This window comes from Bacillus cereus group sp. BfR-BA-01356 (assembly GCF_022663635.1).
Lineage (GTDB): Bacteria > Bacillota > Bacilli > Bacillales > Bacillaceae_G > Bacillus_A > Bacillus_A cereus.
This window is the reverse complement of record NZ_JAKUFX010000074.1, coordinates 1-21,270: the sequence shown is the minus strand read 5'-3', so window position 1 is coordinate 21,270 and position 21,270 is coordinate 1. Positions and strand designations below refer to the sequence as shown.

The following is a 21,270-nucleotide window of genomic DNA, read 5'->3' as shown; positions in this document are numbered from 1 at the left end:
AAAGAAAAAGGACGGTGCAAAGCATGCGTAAACCAATTATCGCAGGTAACTGGAAAATGAATAAAACTCTATCAGAAGCAGTTAGCTTCGTAGAGGAAGTTAAAGGTCAAATCCCAGCAGCTTCAGCTGTTGATGCAGTAGTTTGCTCTCCAGCTCTATTCTTAGAGCGCCTTGTAGCAGCAACTGAAGGAACTGACTTACAAGTAGGTGCACAAAACATGCACTTCGAAAAAAATGGTGCATTCACTGGCGAAATTAGCCCAGTAGCACTTAGCGACTTAAAAGTTGGCTATGTAGTACTTGGCCACTCTGAGCGTCGTGAAATGTTTGCCGAAACAGATGAGTCAGTAAACAAAAAGACTATCGCAGCATTTGAACATGGTTTAACACCAATCGTATGTTGTGGTGAGACTTTAGAAGAGCGCGAAAGCGGAAAAACATTTGATCTAGTAGCAGGTCAAGTGACAAAAGCACTTGCAGGTTTAACAGAAGAGCAAGTTAAAGCAACTGTTATCGCTTATGAGCCAATCTGGGCTATCGGTACAGGTAAATCTTCTTCTTCTGCAGATGCAAACGAAGTATGTGCGCACATCCGTAAAGTTGTTGCAGAAGCTGTTTCTCCAGAAGCTGCAGAAGCTGTTCGTATCCAATACGGCGGTAGCGTAAAACCAGAAAACATTAAAGAGTATATGGCACAATCTGACATCGACGGCGCTTTAGTTGGCGGTGCTAGCTTAGAGCCTGCTTCGTTCTTAGGTCTTCTGGGGGCGGTAAAATGAGAAAGCCAACAGCTTTAATCATTCTTGACGGTTTCGGACTTCGTGAAGAAACTTACGGGAATGCTGTAGCACAAGCTAAGAAACCTAATTTTGATGGTTACTGGAACAAATTCCCTCACACAACGCTTACAGCTTGTGGCGAGGCGGTAGGTCTTCCAGAAGGTCAAATGGGTAACTCTGAGGTTGGTCACTTAAATATCGGTGCTGGCCGCGTAGTATATCAAAGCTTAACACGCGTTAACGTTGCAATTCGTGAAGGTGAGTTCGATAAGAACGAAACTTTCCAAAATGCAATTAAAAGTGTAAAAGAAAAAGGTACTGCACTTCATTTATTCGGTTTACTTTCTGACGGTGGTGTGCACAGTCACATGAACCATATGTTTGCTCTTCTTCGCCTAGCAGCAAAAGAAGGCGTGGAGAAAGTTTATATCCATGCATTCTTAGACGGCCGCGATGTTGGACCACAAACAGCAAAAGGTTATATCGATGCAACGAATGAAGTAATTAAAGAAACAGGAGTAGGACAATTCGCGACTATCTCTGGTCGTTATTACTCTATGGACCGTGACAAGCGTTGGGATCGCGTAGAAAAATGTTACCGTGCTATGGTGAATGGTGAAGGCCCTACTTATAAATCAGCAGAAGAGTGTGTAGAAGACTCTTATGCGAACGGTATCTATGATGAATTCGTATTGCCGTCTGTAATTGTTAACGAAGATAACACGCCAGTTGCAACAATCAATGATGATGATGCAGTTATCTTCTATAACTTCCGTCCAGACCGTGCAATTCAAATTGCTCGTGTATTTACAAACGAAGACTTCCGTGAGTTCGATCGTGGTGAAAAAGTACCTCACATTCCAGAATTCGTATGTATGACACACTTCAGTGAAACTGTAGATGGTTACGTGGCATTCAAGCCAATGAACCTTGATAACACTTTAGGTGAAGTTGTTGCGCAAGCGGGATTAAAGCAACTTCGCATCGCGGAAACTGAAAAGTATCCGCACGTTACATTCTTCTTTAGCGGTGGTCGTGAGGCTGAATTCCCAGGAGAAGAGCGTATCTTAATTAACTCACCGAAGGTTGCAACGTATGACTTGAAACCTGAAATGAGCATTTACGAAGTAACGGACGCTTTAGTAAATGAAATCGAAAATGATAAACATGATGTTATCATTCTTAACTTTGCGAACTGTGATATGGTTGGCCATTCTGGGATGATGGAACCAACAATTAAAGCAGTAGAAGCAACTGACGAATGTTTAGGAAAAGTTGTAGAAGCGATTCTTGCAAAAGATGGTGTAGCACTTATTACTGCTGACCATGGTAATGCTGATCAGGAGTTAACTGCTGATGGCGGTCCTATGACAGCTCATACAACTAACCCGGTTCCTTTCATCGTTACAAAAAATGATGTAGAGCTTCGTGAAGGTGGTATTTTAGGAGATATCGCTCCAACAATGCTTACACTTTTAAATGTGGAACAACCGAAAGAAATGACAGGTAAAACAATTATTAAATAATTTGCTTATATAAAAAGGAGAGAATTTATTATGTCAACAATTATTGATGTTTATGCTCGCGAAGTCCTTGACTCTCGTGGTAACCCAACTGTAGAAGTAGAAGTTTACACAGAAAGCGGCGCTTTCGGACGCGCTATCGTACCAAGTGGTGCATCTACTGGTGAGCACGAAGCAGTAGAATTACGTGACGGTGACAAATCTCGTTACCTTGGTAAAGGTGTTGTTAACGCAGTAAACAACGTTAACGAAATTATCGCTCCAGAAATCGCTGGTTTCGATGTAACTGACCAAGCTGGTATCGACCGTGCTATGATCGAATTAGATGGCACTCCAAACAAAGGTAAACTAGGCGCTAACGCTATCCTTGGTGTATCTATGGCAGTAGCTCACGCAGCAGCTGACTTCGTAGGTCTTCCATTATACCGTTACCTTGGTGGATTCAATGCAAAACAATTACCAACTCCAATGATGAACATCATCAACGGTGGTTCTCACGCTGATAACAACGTTGACTTCCAAGAGTTCATGATCTTACCAGTTGGTGCTCCAACATTCAAAGAATCAATCCGTATGGGTGCTGAAGTATTCCATGCACTTAAAGCTGTATTACATGACAAAGGTCTTAACACTGCAGTAGGTGACGAAGGTGGATTCGCTCCAAACCTTGGTTCTAACCGTGAAGCTTTAGAAGTAATCATCGAAGCTATCGAAAAAGCTGGTTACAAAGCTGGCGAGAACGTATTCTTAGGAATGGACGTTGCTTCTTCTGAGTTCTACAACAAAGAAACTGGTAAATATGACCTTGCAGGCGAAGGCCGTACTGGCTTAACTTCTGCAGAAATGGTTGATTTCTATGAAGAGCTTTGCAAAGACTTCCCAATCATCTCTATCGAAGATGGTTTAGACGAAAACGACTGGGATGGTCACAAATTATTAACTGAGCGTATCGGTGATAAAGTACAATTAGTTGGTGATGATTTATTCGTAACTAACACTCAAAAACTTGCTGAAGGTATCGAAAAAGGTATCTCTAACTCAATCTTAATTAAAGTTAACCAAATCGGTACTTTAACTGAGACTTTCGAAGCTATCGAAATGGCTAAACGTGCTGGTTACACAGCAGTTGTATCTCACCGTTCTGGTGAAACTGAAGATGCTACAATCGCTGACATCGCAGTTGCAACTAACGCTGGCCAAATCAAAACTGGTTCTATGAGCCGTACTGACCGTATTGCTAAGTACAACCAATTATTACGCATCGAAGACGAACTAGGCGAAATCGCTGTTTACGATGGTATCAAATCTTTCTATAACATCAAACGATAATTGTAGAAAATAAACGACAGACCGTGAGAAATCACGGTCTGTTTTTTTATGCTAAAATTGTTCACCCGTCATAAGTGACATGAAATGTTTGAAGAAGCGGTTATAGTCAAAATCAATTGCGATTTGATGAACCGGCCAATCAATAAATGGCTTCTGGTTCACTAAAGAGCGAAATTCCCCTATGCTTGCTCCTTGTGCAGAGGATTCTGTCATGACAACGATAGGTGATTTGTGATAGGTAAACATAGAGTTATCAAGTAAAGCGAGTATTGGTATTGTGTCATGGAAGGGGCTCCCCTTTAAATGTGGTAGGGCGTCTTTATAATATCCGTAGTAATAATGATCAAATAACGGTTTGACAAGTGGAACTTTTCCTTTTGCCTCAATGTATTCTGCCATTTCTGGTGTAATGATGGAGTATTGAGTGACGTTTAATGGGTATATGTACATGTTAGCTGTGGATTGAAGGACTATATTAGCGGCAGTAGGATCGCCATAAAAGTTTGCTTCGGAAATAGGGGTAACATTACCAGGATGTAAAAAGGCACCGCCCATTACGTAGTAAGATTTAATTTGTTTCATTAACTGTTTGCACATGATAAACAAAATTGCTAGGGAGGTAAGTCTTCCTAAACTCACAATAATTAATTCATCCTTATACTGTTCAATAAGAGGAATAACTTCAAAAAAATTCTCCATTTCTCCGTTAGTCACATTCACCTTTGGAATAATTGGACCGAGCCCCTGTTTTCCATGTACATCCGTAAAAAACGCAGGTGGGGCACCAGTAAGGGGACGTTCTGAACCACCGAATATCTTGATATTTCTATTCTTTGTTTCGTTATTAAAAAAATGAGCATTTTCTACGGCCATTTTTTTTGGAACATTGCCGTAATCAGCAACGATACCGACGGTTTCTATTTCATCGATAAAGAATGCTAAGAGGAGAGCCATCGTATCATCAATCCCAGGATCACAAAAAATGAGAACTTTTTTGGGCATATGTTCACCACCTATCTTGTTTATCCCGTACAAACCAGCTTGGTGAGGGCTAATAATCAATAAGGATGAGGGGAATCTCATGGATTAAAGTTTCACTTTATATATATGTAAGTTTAAGAATAAAAAGATTATTTTATTGAAATAATAGTCTTTTAAATTCGGAAAATAAAAACTTTTTATATTAGGTCAAGGTTTTTGATTTAATTTTCGTTTAGAAATGCAGTCGTATCAAGGTTGTAAGCGTATAACATAGGCTGTTTTTGCTGTCAAGTTGATAAATTGCAGCTTTTTACAATTTATACTATGATAAAGATATTAACAGAAGATCGTATAAACATGAGGGATGATGAACATGAAATTTACAAAGATTCTTGTCCAAATTGCAGCTCTTTACGTGTTTTATATGGTTGGAACTTGGGTACAAGAAATGTTAAACATTCCGATCCCAGGAAGTTTGATTGGAATGTTCCTCTTACTTGTTTTACTTAGCCTAAAAGTTCTTCCAGTGAAATGGTTCGATTTAGGAGCAGAAACACTCGTTGCTATTATGCCGTTTTTATTAATTCCGCCAACGCTTGGCCTAATGAATTACGGTGCTTTTTTTATGAGTAAAGGAATTTCTCTTTTCATTACAGTTGTAGCGAGTACATTTTTAATTATTATTGTCGCAGGACATACAGGACAATATCTTGCGAATAGGAAGGAAAGAGAGTCGCGATGAGCCAAATATTAATCGGAGTCGGTTGGGTTCTTTTTACGGTGCTATTATATCAATTATCTAAAAAAATCTATAAATTATTTCCAACACCATTCACCATTCCAATGCTTGTAGCAACTGGATTAATGGCTTTCCTATTTATCGTGCTTGATATACCGTATCAACATTATATGGAAAGTGGTGGTGGCTGGATTGCAAAGCTACTTGGACCCGGTGTTGTAGCATTTGCAATTCCTCTTTATAAACAACGTCATGTTCTGCAAAAATATGTTGTACCGATTGCTGGTGGCGTATTAGTAGGTACAACAGTTGCAATCGCTAGTGATTTTGCGATTGCTTCACTTATGGGCACGGATAAAAGCTTAATCTTATCGTCTTTACCAAAATCGGTGACAATGCCAGTTGCGATGAGTGTTTCAGAGCAAGTCGGTGGTGTACCTTCCTTAACAGCAGCTTTCGTTGTTATCGCAGGTATTACTGGAACGATTACAGGCCCCCTTTTATTAAAATGGAGCCGTGTTACAAACTCAGTTGGTAAAGGTATCGGATTTGGATGTGCTTCTCATATTATGGGGGTTATGAGAGCGATGAAAAATAACGAACATGAAGGTGTTATTGGATCGGTAACAATGACATTAACAGCAATTTTGACATGTTTACTTGGACCGTTATTTGCGATGATGTTTATGTAATAGAAGAAAAGCGAGAGCGCCTCTATAGCTCTCGCTTTTCTATAGAATTTATGCTACAGTTACAATAACTGAATCTTTGTAGGAGGTACGCCAAGTGCATACGTTATTATCAGTTTTACTTATTATTGTATCGATTTTAATGATTGTTATGGTACTTATGCAATCTAGTAATAGCTCAGGCCTTTCAGGTGCAATTTCAGGCGGTGCGGAGCAATTATTTGGTAAGCAAAAGGCACGTGGAATTGAAGCGGTATTAAACCGTATTACAATTGTTTTAGCTGTATTGTTCTTTGTATTAACAATTGGTGTTACGTACTTCAATTTATAGAATTGAAAGAAGAAGCGTTAGTGAATGGTACTAATGGTTCTTCTTTTTTTGTTTTGCTATTTGAAAAAAGTTTCTAATTAGATTATAGAAATATAAATATGGTACACTAGATATAGAAAGAATACGACTAGATTACAGAAGAGAAAGAGGAGAAGTACATGATGAAATTAGCATCTCCGAAACCATTTACATTTGAGGGTGGAGACCGCGCTGTTTTATTACTACATGGATTCACAGGGAACTCAGCTGATGTACGTATGTTAGGGCGTTTCTTGGAAAAGAAAGGCTACACTTGTCATGCACCAATTTATAAAGGGCACGGTGTACCACCAGAAGAGCTTGTTCATACAGGTCCTGAAGATTGGTGGCAAGATGTAACAGAAGCATATCAACTTTTAAAAGATAAAGGTTTTGAGAAAATTGCTGTTGTTGGATTGTCACTTGGCGGAGTATTTTCACTAAAATTAGGTTATACAGTACCGGTTTTAGGTGTAGTACCAATGTGTGCACCAATGTATATTAAGAGTGAAGAAACGATGTACCAAGGTATATTGGCATATGCCCGCGAATATAAAAAGCGTGAGCAAAAATCACCAGAGCAAATTGAACAAGAAATGTTGGAATTCCAAAAGACACCGATGAATACATTAAAAGCATTACAACAATTAATTGCTGACGTACGTAACAATGTGGACATGATTTATGCACCAACATTTGTTGTACAAGCGCGTCATGATGAAATGATTAATACAGATAGTGCGAACATTATTTATAACGGTGTAGAATCAACGTTAAAAGACATTAAATGGTATGAAGACTCTACGCATGTCATTACACTTGATAAGCAGCGTGACGAGCTACATGAGGATGTATATAACTTCTTGGAGCAACTAGATTGGTAAGATCTCTGTAAACGTATTGATAACAAGGTGTTTAGTTATCTTGGGAACAATTTGGTAACAATTATACCAAATCGTCCTCCATAAATGCAATAACCTCTGCTTGTTTAGAAGGGTATAAATGACTATACGTATTTAAAGTGGTTGATACATTGGAATGACCTAGGCGTTGGGCTACTACAAGTGGGCTAACGCCTTTATTTATTAAATAAGATGCATGAGAATGGCGAAATTCATGAAGTAAGATTTTTTTAACACCGGAAGCTTTAAGATATTTTTCATATTTTTCACGAAGTGTTGTTATAGCTATGCTACTATAGAATTCTCCGAATACAACATAATCATTTTTGAGTGGTATATTCAACATATAAAGTTTTTGTAAATCTTTTAACAAATTGATAACATGCATTGGTAACATAATAATTCTATTGGATGATTTAGTTTTGGGTTTTGTAATTTGTCTGTTGAATTCTGTTTTATTTATGTCTATAGTTTTTTCTTCAAAATTTACGTCCTTCCATGTTAAGGCCAATAATTCACCTTTTCTAGCCCCGCTATAATAAAGCGTTGAAAAGAAGGTTTTATAAATTGGATCTTCTACAACATCAATAAATTTTTTGAATTCACTGAATTCCCAAAACTTCATCCTTTTATTGGATTCTTTTTCGAAGTTTCCTGCAATCCTTGCGGGATTACTGGTCAAGCCATGGAATTTGATTGCAAAGTTAAATATTGCTGAAAGTACTGTATGAAACTTTTTTAAGGAATCAGCAGAATAATTATTAATAATTTTATTTTGATAATTCATAACATGTTTGGGTGTAATCTGATTAATTTTTAAATTTCCGAATTCCTTTAGTAGGTGATTATAGATAACGTTTTGAATGGTGATTATAGAAGACTGTTTCCTTCTTTGAGAATACCAGTCAAAATAACTATCCGCAATTTTGGAAAAAGTTAAACTGGCTGTAGTTTCTTTTTCAATTAACATCTTTGCTTCGGCTTCACGTGCATCTTTTTTAGTTCTAAATCCACGACGCTTTACTTGCTTGAGTGTTCCGTCAAACTGACGAACTCTCACAACAAAATAATACGTTCCTCGCTTTTCATCTTTATAGATTACCATGGGGGATCCCTCCTGTACTTTTAAAGAGTAATAATTCGATTAATTTTGTAGATTATAACACTGTTTGTTACCAAAAGAAAAGACGCCCAAAATAAATTGAGCGCCTTCCTTCGACTTAAACCACTTAAATTTTAATAACATATTTTCTTATATAGAAAATCCCTATCCCTTTATACTAATTCTAACACAACTATTTTCTAAAGTTTTTGAGAAATGTTTTTTGTAAAATTCAGATTGGCTGGTTGAAAAAATATGAAATTGGATGTTTTTTTCTTATCTAGTTAAAATAAAGTTAGGAATATGAGGTCATATATTCAATTTTATATTTTTTTATGTTAGAACTTGAGAAATGTTTTACAGGCATGTTAAGGAGGATATACTCGTGTTATAATTGTGTCGAAAAATCTTTGATTTTAATTGTCTGAATATTTCTAAAAAGGTTTGTGTAAGGTAATCTCAGTAGGTCTCTTTGCAACGCGCTCTTAATTAATTCAGGGTCATACTTCTCTGTATGTTAAGTTCTCGTTATATTTATGTGTATTTTTATCATAGACTGTTTTCTTATTTGAGAAAGCCCAGTTGTTTGTTTATGTTTAAGGAAGGAGGAGTTTCTTTGAAACTACATAAGAAAATATGTAGCCTAATTAAAGAGAGAGACGATTTAAATTTTGTAGATGTAGCAAATAAAATTGGCGTTTCGAAACAATATTTACAAAAATTCAAAAGTCACGGTATTATCAGCTTTACAAATTTATTGAAACTAACTTCGATTTTAACATTGCCAAACGAAAATCCTTCAAAACAATTAAAGGAATGGTGTTTAGAATTAGATAGTACAGAAGCAATTAAACATAGTTTTGAATATGCATCATTAATTCGAGATAAAGATTTATTGAATAAATTATTAGAAAAACATAAAAATGATTGTGGTACGGTGGGAGAATATGTAACGGTTTATAGTGTGTTATATAAATATATGAGTGACGAAATTTCGGGTAACGAAATTATTAAACACTTAAAGATGTATAACCGTCCTACTGACAACATGTTAAATATCTTAATTGATATTATGAAGTGCTATGACTATTATCATCAGAAGAAATTTAATGCGATGTTTGATTTGGTGGATGAAATTGAACAAGAACTAAATTTGATTGATGAGAGTGACCGTAAAATGTTTCTGAAAGAATGCTATATGTACCGACTTGCAGAAGTATTTTCACCTCTGAATTTACAAAGAAAAAACTTAGAGTCTTCAAGGTACTATGCTAAAGTATTGATAGAAGCTAACCTATGTAAAAAAACAGTTTCAGATGCTTTATATGTATTGGGGATGTCGTATTTAATTGATAATGAAAAACTATGTTTGAATTATTTAAAAGAAAGTTATGATTTATCTCAAAAAATAAACGATAATTCAATTGAAGCCGCTGCACGTTATAATTTAGACGTTGTCAAGATATATTTAAATATTAGTTTGCCGGAAGATTCAGATGCGCGTTTAATAAATTATCAAATAAATCCTCTAAACGAATACTCGCGTGCAGGATTAGAAGAGATTTTAAAGGAACATGGAGAAAAAGATTTTCTGAGGCTATTTTTGGCCATTGCAGATTCAAACCCAAATAGGTTATACGAATGCTTCAAGGAATTTCTTGTTCAATCAAACTACCTTTTTGTGAGTTTAGTGGCTAAAGAAATGAGAAGAAGAGGAGATAATTCCTTGCTAGTGCAGCAAATGATTGATTATAATATGGATAAGGGAGTGGATGAAAATGAAAAAGTTTGCTTTGATACTTTGCGCCTTTTCAATGTTAGCAGTGAGCAGTGTTTCGTATAATATGATTAAAAAGAATTCATTTCAATCCGTAGAAATTAAACCGGGGGGGTAAAAACACAGCATTGGCTGTGTTTTTTATTTTGATTATATTTCTTTATGGATTGATCTTATCAGTAAACAAAAAAAATAAACAAAGAATTTGTTTACTTTTCCAATCTTACTTTCCAGAAATGTTAAAATTTCTATAAATCGATTTGTTTTAGAAAGGAATGGATAGAAATGGGAGAAGGGAAATCTGTAAAGGAATTGGAAATGAAAAAAGAAGAAATCGTAAGATTATTTTTAAAGGTTGTAAATAAAAGTGTACCGGAAAAAACATCTAAATATATAGAAAGAAGCTTCAGGGTTTAAAAAATAGCCTAACTCTAATGAGAGGGGCTATTTTTTTCGTTATTATGATATTCTTCTAACGTTTTTGTTATAGCCAACATTTGTTGTAATACAACTTCCTGCTTGTCTTCAGGCAGTTTGTCTAGGCGTTCCATAATCTCTTTAAATTTAATGTAAGCTTTCATATCCAAATCAGGTTTTTCGCTACGCCCCAGAAGAAAATCTGATGTCACTTCAAGAACATCAGATAATTTTGAAATGGTATCTGGCGAAGGGAATCGTTCCTCTGATTCGTAATATCCAATTACACGGGAAGAAGCACCTACTTTTTCTCCTAACACTTGTTGTGTCCAATTACGTTGTTTTCTTATTTTTTTAATTCGCTCTCCTATACCTATCAATGCATTCACCTCTTAAAATGGCATATTGAACCTTCTGTTCACTTTAATTAAAATAATAGCACATTATGTTCGAAAAGTCATTGACAAAAATATTAGTATTAAGTACGATAATAAGAGAACAAATTGTTCGGAAGGGGGTGTTAAAATATGAAGCGAGCAATTATTTATAAAAATCTAGCGGAACATTGTGGAGTGACAGAGAGATATGTGAGAATGATTGACAAAAAAGAACGTAATCCTTCAATGGAAATAGCGAAAAAAATATCTGACTATTTAGGGGAATCTGTAGATGAGATTTTTTTTAATAACTTAACGAACGAAAAGTTCGTTTTTGAGCGTTTTTATCTAAGGTTAATAAAAAAAAAATCTAATTAAAATATTTGGATTTAACTTTTAGAAAATATTGATTGCAAAGGATGATGAAAATGCATAAAAACTTATTTATTGCTCGAAAAGAGCAACGTATGACACAAGAAACAATTGCAAATTTAATTAATATAGCCCCAAAAACATATTATTTAAAAGAACATGGAAAAAGTGACTTTACCTTAAAAGAAGCTCAGAAACTAGCAAAATACTTCAAAACAACAGTGGACGAGTTGTTTGCAAAATAAACAGAAAAGGAGGAGAGGCACTCTTGAAAAACGGTAAAAGACCAACTAAACGAGAGAAAATACATATCAATTCTTACAACTTAAATGCAGATGCATGGCTAATCTTTAAGAAAGTAGATGGCGAATTACATTTAGTGCATCGTCATACGAACTCAATACGAGTCATTCCAAGTGCATAGGGTGGACAAGCATTATTAAAAATGAGGAGGGTTTTATATGGATCAATTAACAGTAGTAAACAAGCAACCGCTACATAATGAACTGGTGTTTGAAGAGAATGGTGAGGTAGTAACAGATTCGTTAACAATCGCTGAAATATTTAATAAGGACCATAACAATGTGTTAAAGGATATACGAACTCAAATTGATTATGCAGGTGAAGAGTTTTCACGGGTTAATTTTTACCAGTCAAATTATACAAATGAACGTGGTCGAAAATATCCAAAGTACAATTTAACAGAGGAAGCTTTTACATTAGTTGTTTTTGGGTACAACACAAAAGAAGCAGTGCAAACGAAAATTCGATTTATACAAGAATTTAAACGTATGAAGGAATACATCAAAAAACAGCAACAAGTGCCTACAGATCCCATGAGTATTTTAAAGCTTACTTTTGAAGCGCTAGAAGGGCAAAAGCAAGAACTCCAGCACATCAAATCAGATGTCAAAGATTTAAGGGAAAATGCTCCGTTATTCGCTGTAGAATGCGATGAAATATCAAATGCAGTCAAGCGTCATGGCGTTGCGCTATTAGGTGGTAAACAATCTAATGCATACCAACATGCGGGGATTAGAGGTAAGGTCTACCGTGATATTTATAATCAGTTATATCGTGAATTTGGAGTAACAAGCCATAAAGCAATTAAACGTGGTCATTTGGCACTTGCAACAAAGATTGTTGGAGCGTATACGTTACCTATTGTGCTGAGTGAGAAAATTAATATAGTAAACTCTCAAATTAAGTTCTCTGAGATGTAAAAAAAGTTGGAAGGAGGAAATAACCATGATGGAAGAAAGTGTTTTTTCAGTATGTATCACTGGGTTTCTGATCTGTGGGCTTTTACTTGTTGTTTATGCTCTAGATAAACCAATCAAAGAATTTACAAAAGATGTGGAATGAATTTGAGGGGAGAAAGCGCTATGACGTTATCAGTTTTAAAGAAAGATGTAAAGAAAAAACAAATACTAGATGAATTTTTACAGCATTGTGAAAAGAAACAAGTAGAAGCAATTCAAAAGAATGACCCATTGTTACTTTGCATTTGGATTAAGGAAGCAAGATTGGCTCGAAGGGAGCTTATAGCGTTATATCGTGAGAAAGAAAAACATGATATCCAACTTGAACAGGATCGTAAAAGCATTCTAGGGATTGTAGCACATTTAAGAAGCAGAGGTATCAATGCTTCAGTTGTGAAGAGAGCGCATGTTAGTACGCTTTCTGAGGAGTACAGTTAAAAGTAAAAAAGCCCTATAAAATAGGACTTTTAGCAAAAATAGTACTGGAGTGTGCACATACGAGGTCTCGATTACAAGTATGTACATGTTGCCTTCATTCAAATTGTAACAGATACATGTTTCATGTTAAACAAGAAAATCTGACGTAGAAAGACAAAAAGACCTAAAATTAGGTCCTCTCGTCAAAGCTATTATTCTCGAACAAAAAAACTTGGCATGAATATGCCAAATACCTAGAGGTATATATACAGTATAGCATATATGGAATATAAGTGTTGATAAAATAAAGAAAATTTAGTTAATTTATTTTTAGGGAAGGATGGTAAAAGGAAATGACAGCAGAAGAATTATTTGAAGAAAAGAAATATTTAGTAATTGCAGCGATAAAGCAACAATTTGGGGGTATTGCAAGAGCTGGAAAGATTGCAGAAATAAACAATATGGATTTAGATGATTTAATTCAAGTTGGCCATCTGTATTTATGGGAGCATTGTGTGAATTATGATCCAGAGAGAGTAGATACATTCAATGCATACGTGATGAAAGGTATGAAATGGGCAATGAGTGATGAGCTTCACTTGAAAGGAACGTCTTTTAAGATAAGCAGACGAGTTGGTCATGAGGAACGGAATAAAATGAATATTCATTCGATTGATTTGCATCGAGATGAGGAAACAGTAAACGAATTTTATGCAGTGTCTCCTATCGATGTGGAAAAAGAAGCAATATTATCCATTGAATTTGAAGAAGTGACGAGTGTACTTGAAGAAAAAGAAAAGTCAATTATTCTGCACGTCGGTGAAGGGTATACCACAGAAGAAATAGCTAGGAAATTAGAGATGAAAAAATCTACTGTTCAAACAAGAAAGACACGGGCATTTTTAAAGATGAATCCAGATTATAAGCCACTAAAACAAAAATCCTTTTTCTTAGGGAAAAGAATGATAAAGAGAAACCACCAGTTGGGGCTGGTGATCTAATAGAAACATATGTGTTGTTCATCATAACACATATTGCGTAAGAGAAGCAAAAAAGACCTGTTTTCACAGGCCGAGAGAAAGGGCATTTCTTGAAAGAATACGATTTAATAATGATTTTAACAGGAAAAAACAAAAAAATAAAGATTGAAAATAAAAAATATTCAATCTTTATGTTGAGAAATATCAAATACCCTGGCAATAAAGATATATTGAAAAAATGTTAGATAGAGAAGGGTGACGGGATGAATAGCAATGTAATACAAGTCGCAAGAATAAATCTTCAAGGTAACACTTTAGACCAGGGTTGGTTTAAGTACCTTACTCTAGAAAACGGCAAGCCATATATGGTTGCGATTACAATACTTAGCGAAATTTTTTATTGGTATAAACCAACTGAAATAAAGGATGAAAGAACGAATGAAATCCAGTATAAACAAAAATTTAAAGCAGACAAACTTCAAAAAAGTTATCAACAATTGGCTGATTCATTTGGTTTTACTAAAAGACAAGTACAAGAAGCATGCAAATACTTAGTAAAAAGAGAATTAATTGCAATTGAATTTCGTACGATCATAGTTAACGGGACGAGGCATAACAACGTTATGTATGTGGAACCAATTGTGAAAAACATCGAAAAAATTTCTATTTTATATCATGAACCTATCACATCAGAAAGTGACACCCTCCTACATTCTAATGAGAGAGACTCCCGCATTAAAACGGAGGAGGCTCCTACATTGAAACGTGGGACAAATACAAAGATTACTACAGAGAATACTACAGAGATTACTACAAATAAAAAGACTTCTTGTCACAAGTTTGAAACTTGCGACATGGAGCATGCCAAATTGTTATTCCAGTTAATTTTAGAAACTAACCCAGAACATAAAGAGCCGAACTTCGAGAAGTGGGCCAATGAATTCCGCTTAATTCGCGAAAGAGACAAGAAAACAAATCAACAAATTGTGTATCTCTTGGAATGGTCTCAGGATCATTCCTTCTGGAAAAAGAATATATTGTCACCTAGTAAGTTGAGAAAGCAATGGGACAGGCTAGTGATTGAAGCCAAAGAAGAACACGAGGTGAAGAAAAATGAGCAGATTCGCAAGCATAGCGGAAGTCATGGCAGATTTGCAAAAGAGGGCTATGAAAAATTGCCAGAACCAACAAGAAAGTGGAGAGAACTTACAGACAAGGAACGAGAGGAATCACAACAAGAATATGAAAATAACATTGAATGGCTCGGAGAAGACGCTTAATGATACCTGTCCGTTATGCAGTGGAACGGGAATGATCTTAAATGGATGGACAGGTAGAATGTGTGATTGCCAAAAGAAACAATCTGAAATAGCAAGGTTGAAAAATGCAATGATACCAGAAGAATTTGAAGAAGCACGTTTTAAAAATTATATTCGTCATACCGATATGCAAAAGAAAATGTTTAACAGCATGATGGAATACTTAAAAAAGTTTAATGAAATCAGGGATACGAAGCGCAATAGCTTTGGATATATCGCTACATATGGCGAGGGAAGGTTAAAAGCTTTATCCATCAATGAACGGGTTGAGAAAATGAAACTTCACAACAATTACGGATTAGGTAAAACGCATCTACAAATCGCAGCTGCTAGATGGATTATACAAAATGTTCAAACTGTAAATAAAGACATTGTAAATGCACAACCGAGAGGGTGCAGAGTAGTTTGTATAAGTGATGTCACTTTTATGACAGAGATTATGTCAGCAAAGCGTGATGATAAAAAGGAGTATTTTGAAAAGCTCCATACAGTCGTAGAGTATGCGGATGTGCTGGTTTGGGATGATCTAGGTAAGAGCAAACATACAGAATCCCGTGAAGAAATGTACTACGAAATCATTAATGAGCGATATAAGCGTAAAGCGCCCATCATTTTTAGCTCAAATGAAGATGAATATACCTTACCTGAAAAAATTGGGTTTGCAGCTGCTGATAGATTGCTAGGGATGGCAAATGACTATTTGATTGAAGTCGAGGGAGAAAGTTATAGACGGTAAAGGGGAGAAATCAATCACTTTGTGGGAATGGAGTTGAGTGTATGGAACAATTAACCTTTGAAGATATCGTAGGAAACATGGATTATACAGCGCATAGTACGGCTGAGAAATTCCTCTCTAATCATTCAGTAACACCTACCTATGCAGTAGAATTTTTTGACCGAGATGAAAAACAGAAGTTACGTTGGTTTGAAGTGAATACAGAGGCTGAAGCAAAAGAAAAAGCAGTAGAAACATACGGGAGAATTCAAATCATTAAAGTATATGTGTCCAATCGAACATTGAAAGAAATTATGGAGCTGGACTAAGGGCATTTTTATCAAGAGAGCACAGGAATTTCCTAAAATGGACAAGCCAATGCAAAGGAGAACAGGCATAGATGAAAAGAGAAATAGACATGAAAACAAACGGCATCTACATTGTGGTGGATGGAAAAATCAACTTCGAAGAACCCCCAAAGAGCGGCTACGGACAGCAAGTCTTATATTGGGTAAAGGGAAAAGTGTCTCATACACAAACAACGATTACGAATAAGTTCAAATAAAATTTGAATTTTGTTTTAAAACGGAGGGTGTAAACATGTGGAAAATGAAGGTTGAAAAAGCAGGGACAGGAATACAGTGGGATGAAGAAATCACAAGAAAAAACGATAATTTTAAATGGGTAAAGATATCGAAGAAATGTAGCGAAGAAAAAGCGTTGGAGTATGCAGAAAAACTTGTCAGTAATTTTAATAGCACATTAAGAGAAGGAGAAAGTGCAAGAAAAGTGGTCGGTGTGTTTTTTGATGATAATTAATTTATAACCAAAGCGTTATTTGAATATAAAACAAAAATAAGGGAGCGATAATAATGAATTTAGAAAACAGCATAAAAGACGTGATTGGCAAGAAGTTAGCAGAAGGAACGGTTGAGAAGTTAATTGAGGAACAGTTAGAAAAAGGCATTAACAATGCGTTAGGGAGTTTATTTGGATCTTATGGAGATTTAGTGCGCCCATAAGGGGGCAAGGAAAAACGGTGATTGCAAGCCGTTAGGTCAACCCTAAATGACCTAGTATCACTTGGTTTACTTCGGAGGGAAACTGAAGGGGGACAACAGCATGCCAAGAAAGCCGTAAGTTGACTAAGCATCAAGTCACGACTGAACGGCAAGATATAAAGTACGAATAAGGATAAAAGCTAGACTGCTTGAACGATAGCACAAGGAAGGCTACCGTAACTAATCTCGGAAGATGCTTACAAACGAGATTCAACAGATGTCATGAGGATAGTGTAAGTCATCCTACATGAATAGGGTCATCTGTTGCCCGCTTCTATATAGAAGAAACGTGTGAAAATCGTATCCGACATCGTACGCGCAAGTTCCTTGTCTACTAAATGGGGATTGCCTAAGTCAGAAAGCCGAAATGGCTATTAAGGATAACTTCAAGACTTAACAAGTCAAGAAGTATGGCTTATGAATATCTGATATGGCAACGGAGCCTTCGTAGTAGTCAGAGCTAGGGAAAGCCTAGTACAAGGCGAAGGAAGGCAGTCTGTTAGCTTACTACCAAATTGGGGAGGTGCGAAAGGCACTATGCAATGTCCAAAAGTAGTGTTAAGCAATCTGCGAAAGAAGAGTTTAGATGAAAAGTATCAATATACAAGACTCTATCGAAACCTTTACAATCCAGATTTCTTTTTACTGGCATACGATAATCTAAGTCAAAACGATGGCGCATTAACTATGGGAGTAGACAAACGGTCTATTGATGGATTTTCTATGGAAGAAATAAGTCGGCTCATCGAAGTGTTAAAAAATAAGAGTTATCAACCTTATCCATCCAAAAGGGTTTATATCCCAAAGAAAAATGGGAAGAAAAGACCTTTAGGAATACCTAGCTTCTGTGACAAATTGGTGCAAGAAGTAATTCGGATGATTTTAGAAGAAATTTATGAACCCAACTTTTCGATTTCCTCACACGCTTATCGTAAAAAGAAAAGTTGTCATAGCGCTTTGTTGGAGATAAAGCGCACTTTTACAGGAAGTAAGTGGTTCATAGAAGGGGATATCCGGGGTTTCTTTGATAACATTGAACATCACACTTTGGTGAAAATTTTGCGAAAAAGAATTGCTGATGAAACTTTTATAGAACTTATTTGGAAATTCTTACGGGCTGGATACTTAGACGAGTGGAAGTTTCATAACACATATAGTGGCACACCACAAGGCGGTATTATTAGTCCGATACTCTCAAATATTTACCTAAATGAATTGGATAATTACATGAAATCTTTCAAAACCAGCTTTGATATAGGCATAAAACGTAAACAAAATGCTGAATACGAAAGATTACGTAGTAAAGTGCGTGGGCTACAGAAGAAAATTGACCGTGCTTATGAGCAGGACGATTTTGAGAATATGGCAGACTTGAAGGAAAAGATAAAGGCATTGAAACAAACACTAACACAAATGCCGTACAGTGATCCAATGGACAATGAATATAAACGACTTACCTATGTAAGATATGCAGATGACTTCCTTATAGGAGTTATCGGTTCTAAAGATGATGCACGCTTTGTCAAAAATGAAATAGCTAACTTTCTCAAAAAGGAATTAAATTTAGAACTGTCCATGGAAAAAACACTGATAACAAATGCTTCAAGTACATGTGCTCAATTTCTTGGGTACGAAGTAAAAATATTCAAAAGTGAAGCGATACGCACCGATAGTCTAGGAAGAAAGAAAAGACTACTAAATGGTAAAGTCCAATTAAAAATGCCACATGAAGCATGGGTAAATAAGTTACAGAAATATCAAGCCATTGAATTGAGTGCCAACGGCACTTGGAAGCCTAAACCAAGAAACTACTTCCAACGAAATGAGGATTTAGAGATTGTTGCCCAGTATAACAGTGAAATACGTGGATTGTATAACTATTATCGACTAGCCGAAAACGTGAGTAATCATATGCATCGATTCGCCTATTTTATGTTTTATTCGATGATAAAAACATTCGCTACGAAATATAAAAAGCGTACCAAACATATCCGGAAAAAGTATATGAAAAATGGACGTTTTACAGTGGAATACGGAACAAAAAGAGGAATGAAACAAATCCACTTTATTGAGCGAAGTTTTCCGAGAGTAAATGGAATTTCTAAAGAACAAACAGATGTTGTACCAAACACTAGATACACACTGAGTACAACAAAGCTCTCAGACCGAATTAAAGCAGAAACATGCGAATTATGTGGACGAAACAATACGCTCATACACATGCACCATGTTAAAAGGTTGAAAAATCTTCGAGAAAAGTCGAATAAATCATATCTCGAACAACAAATGATAGCGAGAAATCGTAAAACAATCGCTCTTTGTAAAGAGTGTCATATCAAGAGGCACAAAGGCGAGATATAAAACGCAGATGACAGATGGAGAGCCGGATACATGGAGACGTGTAAGTCCGGTTCGGAGAGGAGCATTTGGAAACCTATCACAGAGATGTGAAAAGGCGCTGGGTGCTTACTCTACACAAAAGTGATTGAAGAAAAAGTGAAGTCGGTTATGGTGCCATATCTAGAAAACTATGATTACTCGAATTATATAACCAAATTAGACAGTGTATTGGTGGATATTCTAAAGAGTTCAGCATTGGAAAATAAACAGTTATTAAGTAATTTTCAAGAATTAATGATACCAGCAGCAGAAAAAACAATTAAGGTAACAGACTTATTTGAGAAATGGAAAGAACATGTTGAACAAAATGTAGAAACGGATGGATTAGAAGTTGATTATGATGATGAACCGACGTATGAATATGTGGATGTTAGGTTTGAAGTAGCTGAAGATGATGATAGGGATTGGAGTTCCTTTAAATATGCAACATTAGTATTTGAATGTGATCATGATGAGAAAATGAACTTTGCCATTCGATTATCTAAATGGAAATCGAGAAGTAGTGAAGGATGGGACATGCAATATGATAATGTTCCCGATTTAAAATCTTTAAGAAATTTAAATTCATTTGAACTGTTATTAATGAAAATGAATCAAGATCGCACACAAATAATTCTTGATGAAATAGATGATAGTGATTCCATCATACCGGAGGAAAGACCAGAACTATCTTATTAAACTTTAACAAAATAGTTATTTTGGAGGGAAACGAAAGTGGAGAAATGCAATTATGTCGGATGCAAAAATGATGCAACAACTAAGGGATTTGTATTAAGTAGAGATTCACAGGGGAGAAAGCATCTTCCTACAGATGTATATGCTTGCGATAAACATAAAAAGTCTTCCAGTTTTTTTGAATATAAAACTGCTAAAACAAAATATAATCCTTATTTTGATGAGAGAAGTAAAGATGAAATCCACTATTGAAGGATTGATGATTATTATTCTAATTATATTGTTTGCGATTGGACAGATTTTAAATATTTAACCAAAACGCTATTTTATTAGAAAACGAGGGTGATAGCTATGAAAACATATGAAGAGTTGGTTGAAAATTGTAAAGTACTGGTCGAAAAAGGATGGACTCCAGAAACAGTGTGTGAATGTTTTGAAGCATATTCAGAATTTGGAACCGATATTATACAATCCGCAATGAATGAAGCGATACTTAAAAATGGGTTTTCGGATAACGTATTAGATTATCGTCCGAATCTGAAAAATTTAAAAGCAATTGGCAAAGAAGATGATTATGTTTTCCAAGCTCTAGCTTATATGGGGAATGCTTCTCAATTTATGAGTTGGGCAAATACGGTACTAGCACTTGTGGACGATGTTCCGGAACAGTTAAAACGAGATATCAAGAAAGTACATTCTGGTATTTATGATATGCAAGAAAAATTAAGAGAATATAAGAAGGATGAAGAGAAATGAAAACAATTAAAGTAAGAGTATTAGAGGATGCAAAAGAATTTGATGATTTAGATGAAATTATAGCAGAAGTTAAAAAGAACGAAATACTAGAAGCGAAATTACACGAAGAAACGGAAGAATACTTTGCAGAAGATTCACAAGGAAGAGAATGGTACGTAGGTGAGTTAGATGTATTAGGTAATTTGAAATTAAGCTACGGGCTAGAACTAATTGAAAACTGAACAAAAACTTCATTTTGTAGAAAAGACCTGCGGTAGTATGTCAACTGAAAAATAATATCTTTTGAAGTTATCAAAGGACAAATTGCTTAAAAAAGACATCACGAAACTAGACCAGTATTTTATGTAAA

Annotated in this window: 28 protein-coding genes; 25 read left to right on the top strand and 3 right to left on the bottom strand. The window is 35.6% G+C overall.

Annotation, left to right across the window (positions count from 1 at the left end):
* Positions 1-23: 23 nt before the first annotated feature.
* The 3 genes from tpiA to eno are packed head-to-tail and all read left to right on the top strand — an operon-like array spanning position 24 to position 3,631.
* The gene (tpiA, locus tag MR168_RS21440; protein ID WP_001231038.1) at positions 24-779 is read left to right on the top strand and encodes a triose-phosphate isomerase; all 756 of its coding nucleotides are present in this window, start codon (positions 24-26) and stop codon (positions 777-779) included.
* Positions 776-2,305, top strand: a complete 1,530-nt coding sequence (gpmI, locus tag MR168_RS21435) for a 2,3-bisphosphoglycerate-independent phosphoglycerate mutase (protein ID WP_086411357.1) — start codon at positions 776-778, stop codon at positions 2,303-2,305. The genes tpiA and gpmI overlap by 4 nt, the downstream gene beginning before the upstream one ends.
* Before the next feature lie 30 nt (positions 2,306-2,335).
* Complete coding sequence (eno, locus tag MR168_RS21430; RefSeq protein ID WP_000103951.1) at positions 2,336-3,631, top strand: phosphopyruvate hydratase; 1,296 nt, start codon at positions 2,336-2,338, stop codon at positions 3,629-3,631.
* A 51-nt stretch (positions 3,632-3,682) separates the two neighbouring features.
* Here eno and MR168_RS21425 read toward each other — a convergent pair whose 3' ends face one another.
* Positions 3,683-4,633, bottom strand: coding sequence for a nucleoside hydrolase (locus MR168_RS21425; protein ID WP_086411356.1), 951 nt, complete (start codon positions 4,631-4,633; stop codon positions 3,683-3,685).
* A gap of 352 nt (positions 4,634-4,985) precedes the next feature.
* Between MR168_RS21425 and MR168_RS21420 the strand changes: the two genes are divergently transcribed.
* The 4 genes from MR168_RS21420 to estA all read left to right on the top strand — a co-directional run bounded on the left by MR168_RS21420 (position 4,986) and on the right by estA (position 7,273).
* Entirely contained in the window at positions 4,986-5,354 is a 369-nt protein-coding gene (locus MR168_RS21420) for a CidA/LrgA family holin-like protein (protein WP_000673222.1), read from the top strand.
* Positions 5,351-6,043 (top strand): LrgB family protein, encoded by a 693-nt coding sequence (locus tag MR168_RS21415; RefSeq protein ID WP_000078309.1) that lies wholly within the window; start codon positions 5,351-5,353, stop codon positions 6,041-6,043. The genes MR168_RS21420 and MR168_RS21415 overlap by 4 nt, the downstream gene beginning before the upstream one ends.
* Before the next feature lie 94 nt (positions 6,044-6,137).
* Positions 6,138-6,371: a preprotein translocase subunit SecG gene (gene secG / locus MR168_RS21410; protein ID WP_000557264.1), complete on the top strand. Its 234-nt coding sequence runs from the start codon at positions 6,138-6,140 to the stop codon at positions 6,369-6,371.
* A 161-nt stretch (positions 6,372-6,532) separates the two neighbouring features.
* Entirely contained in the window at positions 6,533-7,273 is a 741-nt protein-coding gene (estA, locus tag MR168_RS21405) for a carboxylesterase (protein ID WP_000761976.1), read from the top strand.
* Positions 7,274-7,334: 61 nt separating this feature from the next.
* On the opposite strand, the gene MR168_RS21400 is transcribed toward estA, so the two are convergent.
* On the bottom strand, positions 7,335-8,396 hold the full coding sequence (locus tag MR168_RS21400; protein ID WP_086402888.1) for a tyrosine-type recombinase/integrase: 1,062 nt from the start codon (positions 8,394-8,396) through the stop codon (positions 7,335-7,337).
* A gap of 613 nt (positions 8,397-9,009) precedes the next feature.
* On the opposite strand from MR168_RS21400, the gene MR168_RS21395 reads away from it, so the two are divergent.
* Complete coding sequence (locus MR168_RS21395) at positions 9,010-10,236, top strand: AimR family lysis-lysogeny pheromone receptor (RefSeq protein WP_228490294.1); 1,227 nt, start codon at positions 9,010-9,012, stop codon at positions 10,234-10,236.
* Between the two features lie 365 nt (positions 10,237-10,601).
* Here the strand turns inward: MR168_RS21395 and MR168_RS21390 are convergent, their stop codons facing one another.
* Complete coding sequence (locus MR168_RS21390; RefSeq protein ID WP_086402894.1) at positions 10,602-10,964, bottom strand: helix-turn-helix domain-containing protein; 363 nt, start codon at positions 10,962-10,964, stop codon at positions 10,602-10,604.
* Positions 10,965-11,114: 150 nt separating this feature from the next.
* Here MR168_RS21390 and MR168_RS21385 point away from each other — a divergent pair, with 150 nt between their 5' ends.
* The 17 genes from MR168_RS21385 to MR168_RS21305 all read left to right on the top strand — a co-directional run bounded on the left by MR168_RS21385 (position 11,115) and on the right by MR168_RS21305 (position 21,142).
* Entirely contained in the window at positions 11,115-11,342 is a 228-nt protein-coding gene (locus MR168_RS21385; RefSeq protein WP_086402889.1) for a helix-turn-helix transcriptional regulator, read from the top strand.
* 50 nt (positions 11,343-11,392) lie between these two features.
* Complete coding sequence (locus MR168_RS21380; RefSeq protein ID WP_086402890.1) at positions 11,393-11,581, top strand: helix-turn-helix transcriptional regulator; 189 nt, start codon at positions 11,393-11,395, stop codon at positions 11,579-11,581.
* Between the two features lie 23 nt (positions 11,582-11,604).
* On the top strand, positions 11,605-11,760 hold the full coding sequence (locus MR168_RS21375) for a DUF6906 family protein (protein ID WP_172448378.1): 156 nt from the start codon (positions 11,605-11,607) through the stop codon (positions 11,758-11,760).
* 37 nt (positions 11,761-11,797) lie between these two features.
* Positions 11,798-12,559: a Rha family transcriptional regulator gene (locus MR168_RS21370; RefSeq protein WP_086402891.1), complete on the top strand. Its 762-nt coding sequence runs from the start codon at positions 11,798-11,800 to the stop codon at positions 12,557-12,559.
* 162 nt (positions 12,560-12,721) lie between these two features.
* Positions 12,722-13,036, top strand: a complete 315-nt coding sequence (locus MR168_RS21365; RefSeq protein WP_086402892.1) for a hypothetical protein — start codon at positions 12,722-12,724, stop codon at positions 13,034-13,036.
* Positions 13,037-13,368: 332 nt separating this feature from the next.
* Positions 13,369-14,016 carry a sigma-70 family RNA polymerase sigma factor gene (locus MR168_RS21360; protein ID WP_086402971.1) on the top strand — a complete coding sequence of 216 codons (648 nt, stop codon included), beginning with the start codon at positions 13,369-13,371 and terminating at the stop codon, positions 14,014-14,016.
* Positions 14,017-14,258: 242 nt separating this feature from the next.
* The gene (locus MR168_RS21355) at positions 14,259-15,275 is read left to right on the top strand and encodes a DNA replication protein DnaD (RefSeq protein ID WP_086402972.1); all 1,017 of its coding nucleotides are present in this window, start codon (positions 14,259-14,261) and stop codon (positions 15,273-15,275) included.
* Positions 15,238-16,050 carry a DnaA ATPase domain-containing protein gene (locus MR168_RS21350; RefSeq protein ID WP_016098382.1) on the top strand — a complete coding sequence of 271 codons (813 nt, stop codon included), beginning with the start codon at positions 15,238-15,240 and terminating at the stop codon, positions 16,048-16,050. Before MR168_RS21355 ends, MR168_RS21350 begins: the two co-directional genes overlap by 38 nt.
* A gap of 41 nt (positions 16,051-16,091) precedes the next feature.
* Positions 16,092-16,358, top strand: coding sequence for a hypothetical protein (locus MR168_RS21345; protein WP_000436951.1), 267 nt, complete (start codon positions 16,092-16,094; stop codon positions 16,356-16,358).
* 71 nt (positions 16,359-16,429) lie between these two features.
* Positions 16,430-16,594: a DUF3954 domain-containing protein gene (locus tag MR168_RS21340; protein WP_016098383.1), complete on the top strand. Its 165-nt coding sequence runs from the start codon at positions 16,430-16,432 to the stop codon at positions 16,592-16,594.
* A gap of 35 nt (positions 16,595-16,629) precedes the next feature.
* Entirely contained in the window at positions 16,630-16,848 is a 219-nt protein-coding gene (locus MR168_RS21335) for a hypothetical protein (RefSeq protein WP_086411355.1), read from the top strand.
* 53 nt (positions 16,849-16,901) lie between these two features.
* Complete coding sequence (locus MR168_RS21330) at positions 16,902-17,051, top strand: hypothetical protein (RefSeq protein ID WP_153579223.1); 150 nt, start codon at positions 16,902-16,904, stop codon at positions 17,049-17,051.
* Positions 17,052-17,627: 576 nt separating this feature from the next.
* Positions 17,628-19,451 carry a reverse transcriptase/maturase family protein gene (locus tag MR168_RS21325; RefSeq protein WP_174402561.1) on the top strand — a complete coding sequence of 608 codons (1,824 nt, stop codon included), beginning with the start codon at positions 17,628-17,630 and terminating at the stop codon, positions 19,449-19,451.
* Between the two features lie 120 nt (positions 19,452-19,571).
* A complete protein-coding gene (locus MR168_RS21320; RefSeq protein ID WP_242291475.1) occupies positions 19,572-20,168 on the top strand; it encodes a hypothetical protein in 597 nt (198 codons plus the stop codon).
* Between the two features lie 36 nt (positions 20,169-20,204).
* A complete protein-coding gene (locus MR168_RS21315; protein WP_086402468.1) occupies positions 20,205-20,417 on the top strand; it encodes a hypothetical protein in 213 nt (70 codons plus the stop codon).
* Between the two features lie 99 nt (positions 20,418-20,516).
* Positions 20,517-20,921, top strand: a complete 405-nt coding sequence (locus tag MR168_RS21310; protein ID WP_086402467.1) for a hypothetical protein — start codon at positions 20,517-20,519, stop codon at positions 20,919-20,921.
* A complete protein-coding gene (locus tag MR168_RS21305; RefSeq protein ID WP_016111358.1) occupies positions 20,918-21,142 on the top strand; it encodes a hypothetical protein in 225 nt (74 codons plus the stop codon). Before MR168_RS21310 ends, MR168_RS21305 begins: the two co-directional genes overlap by 4 nt.
* Positions 21,143-21,270 lie beyond the last annotated feature (128 nt).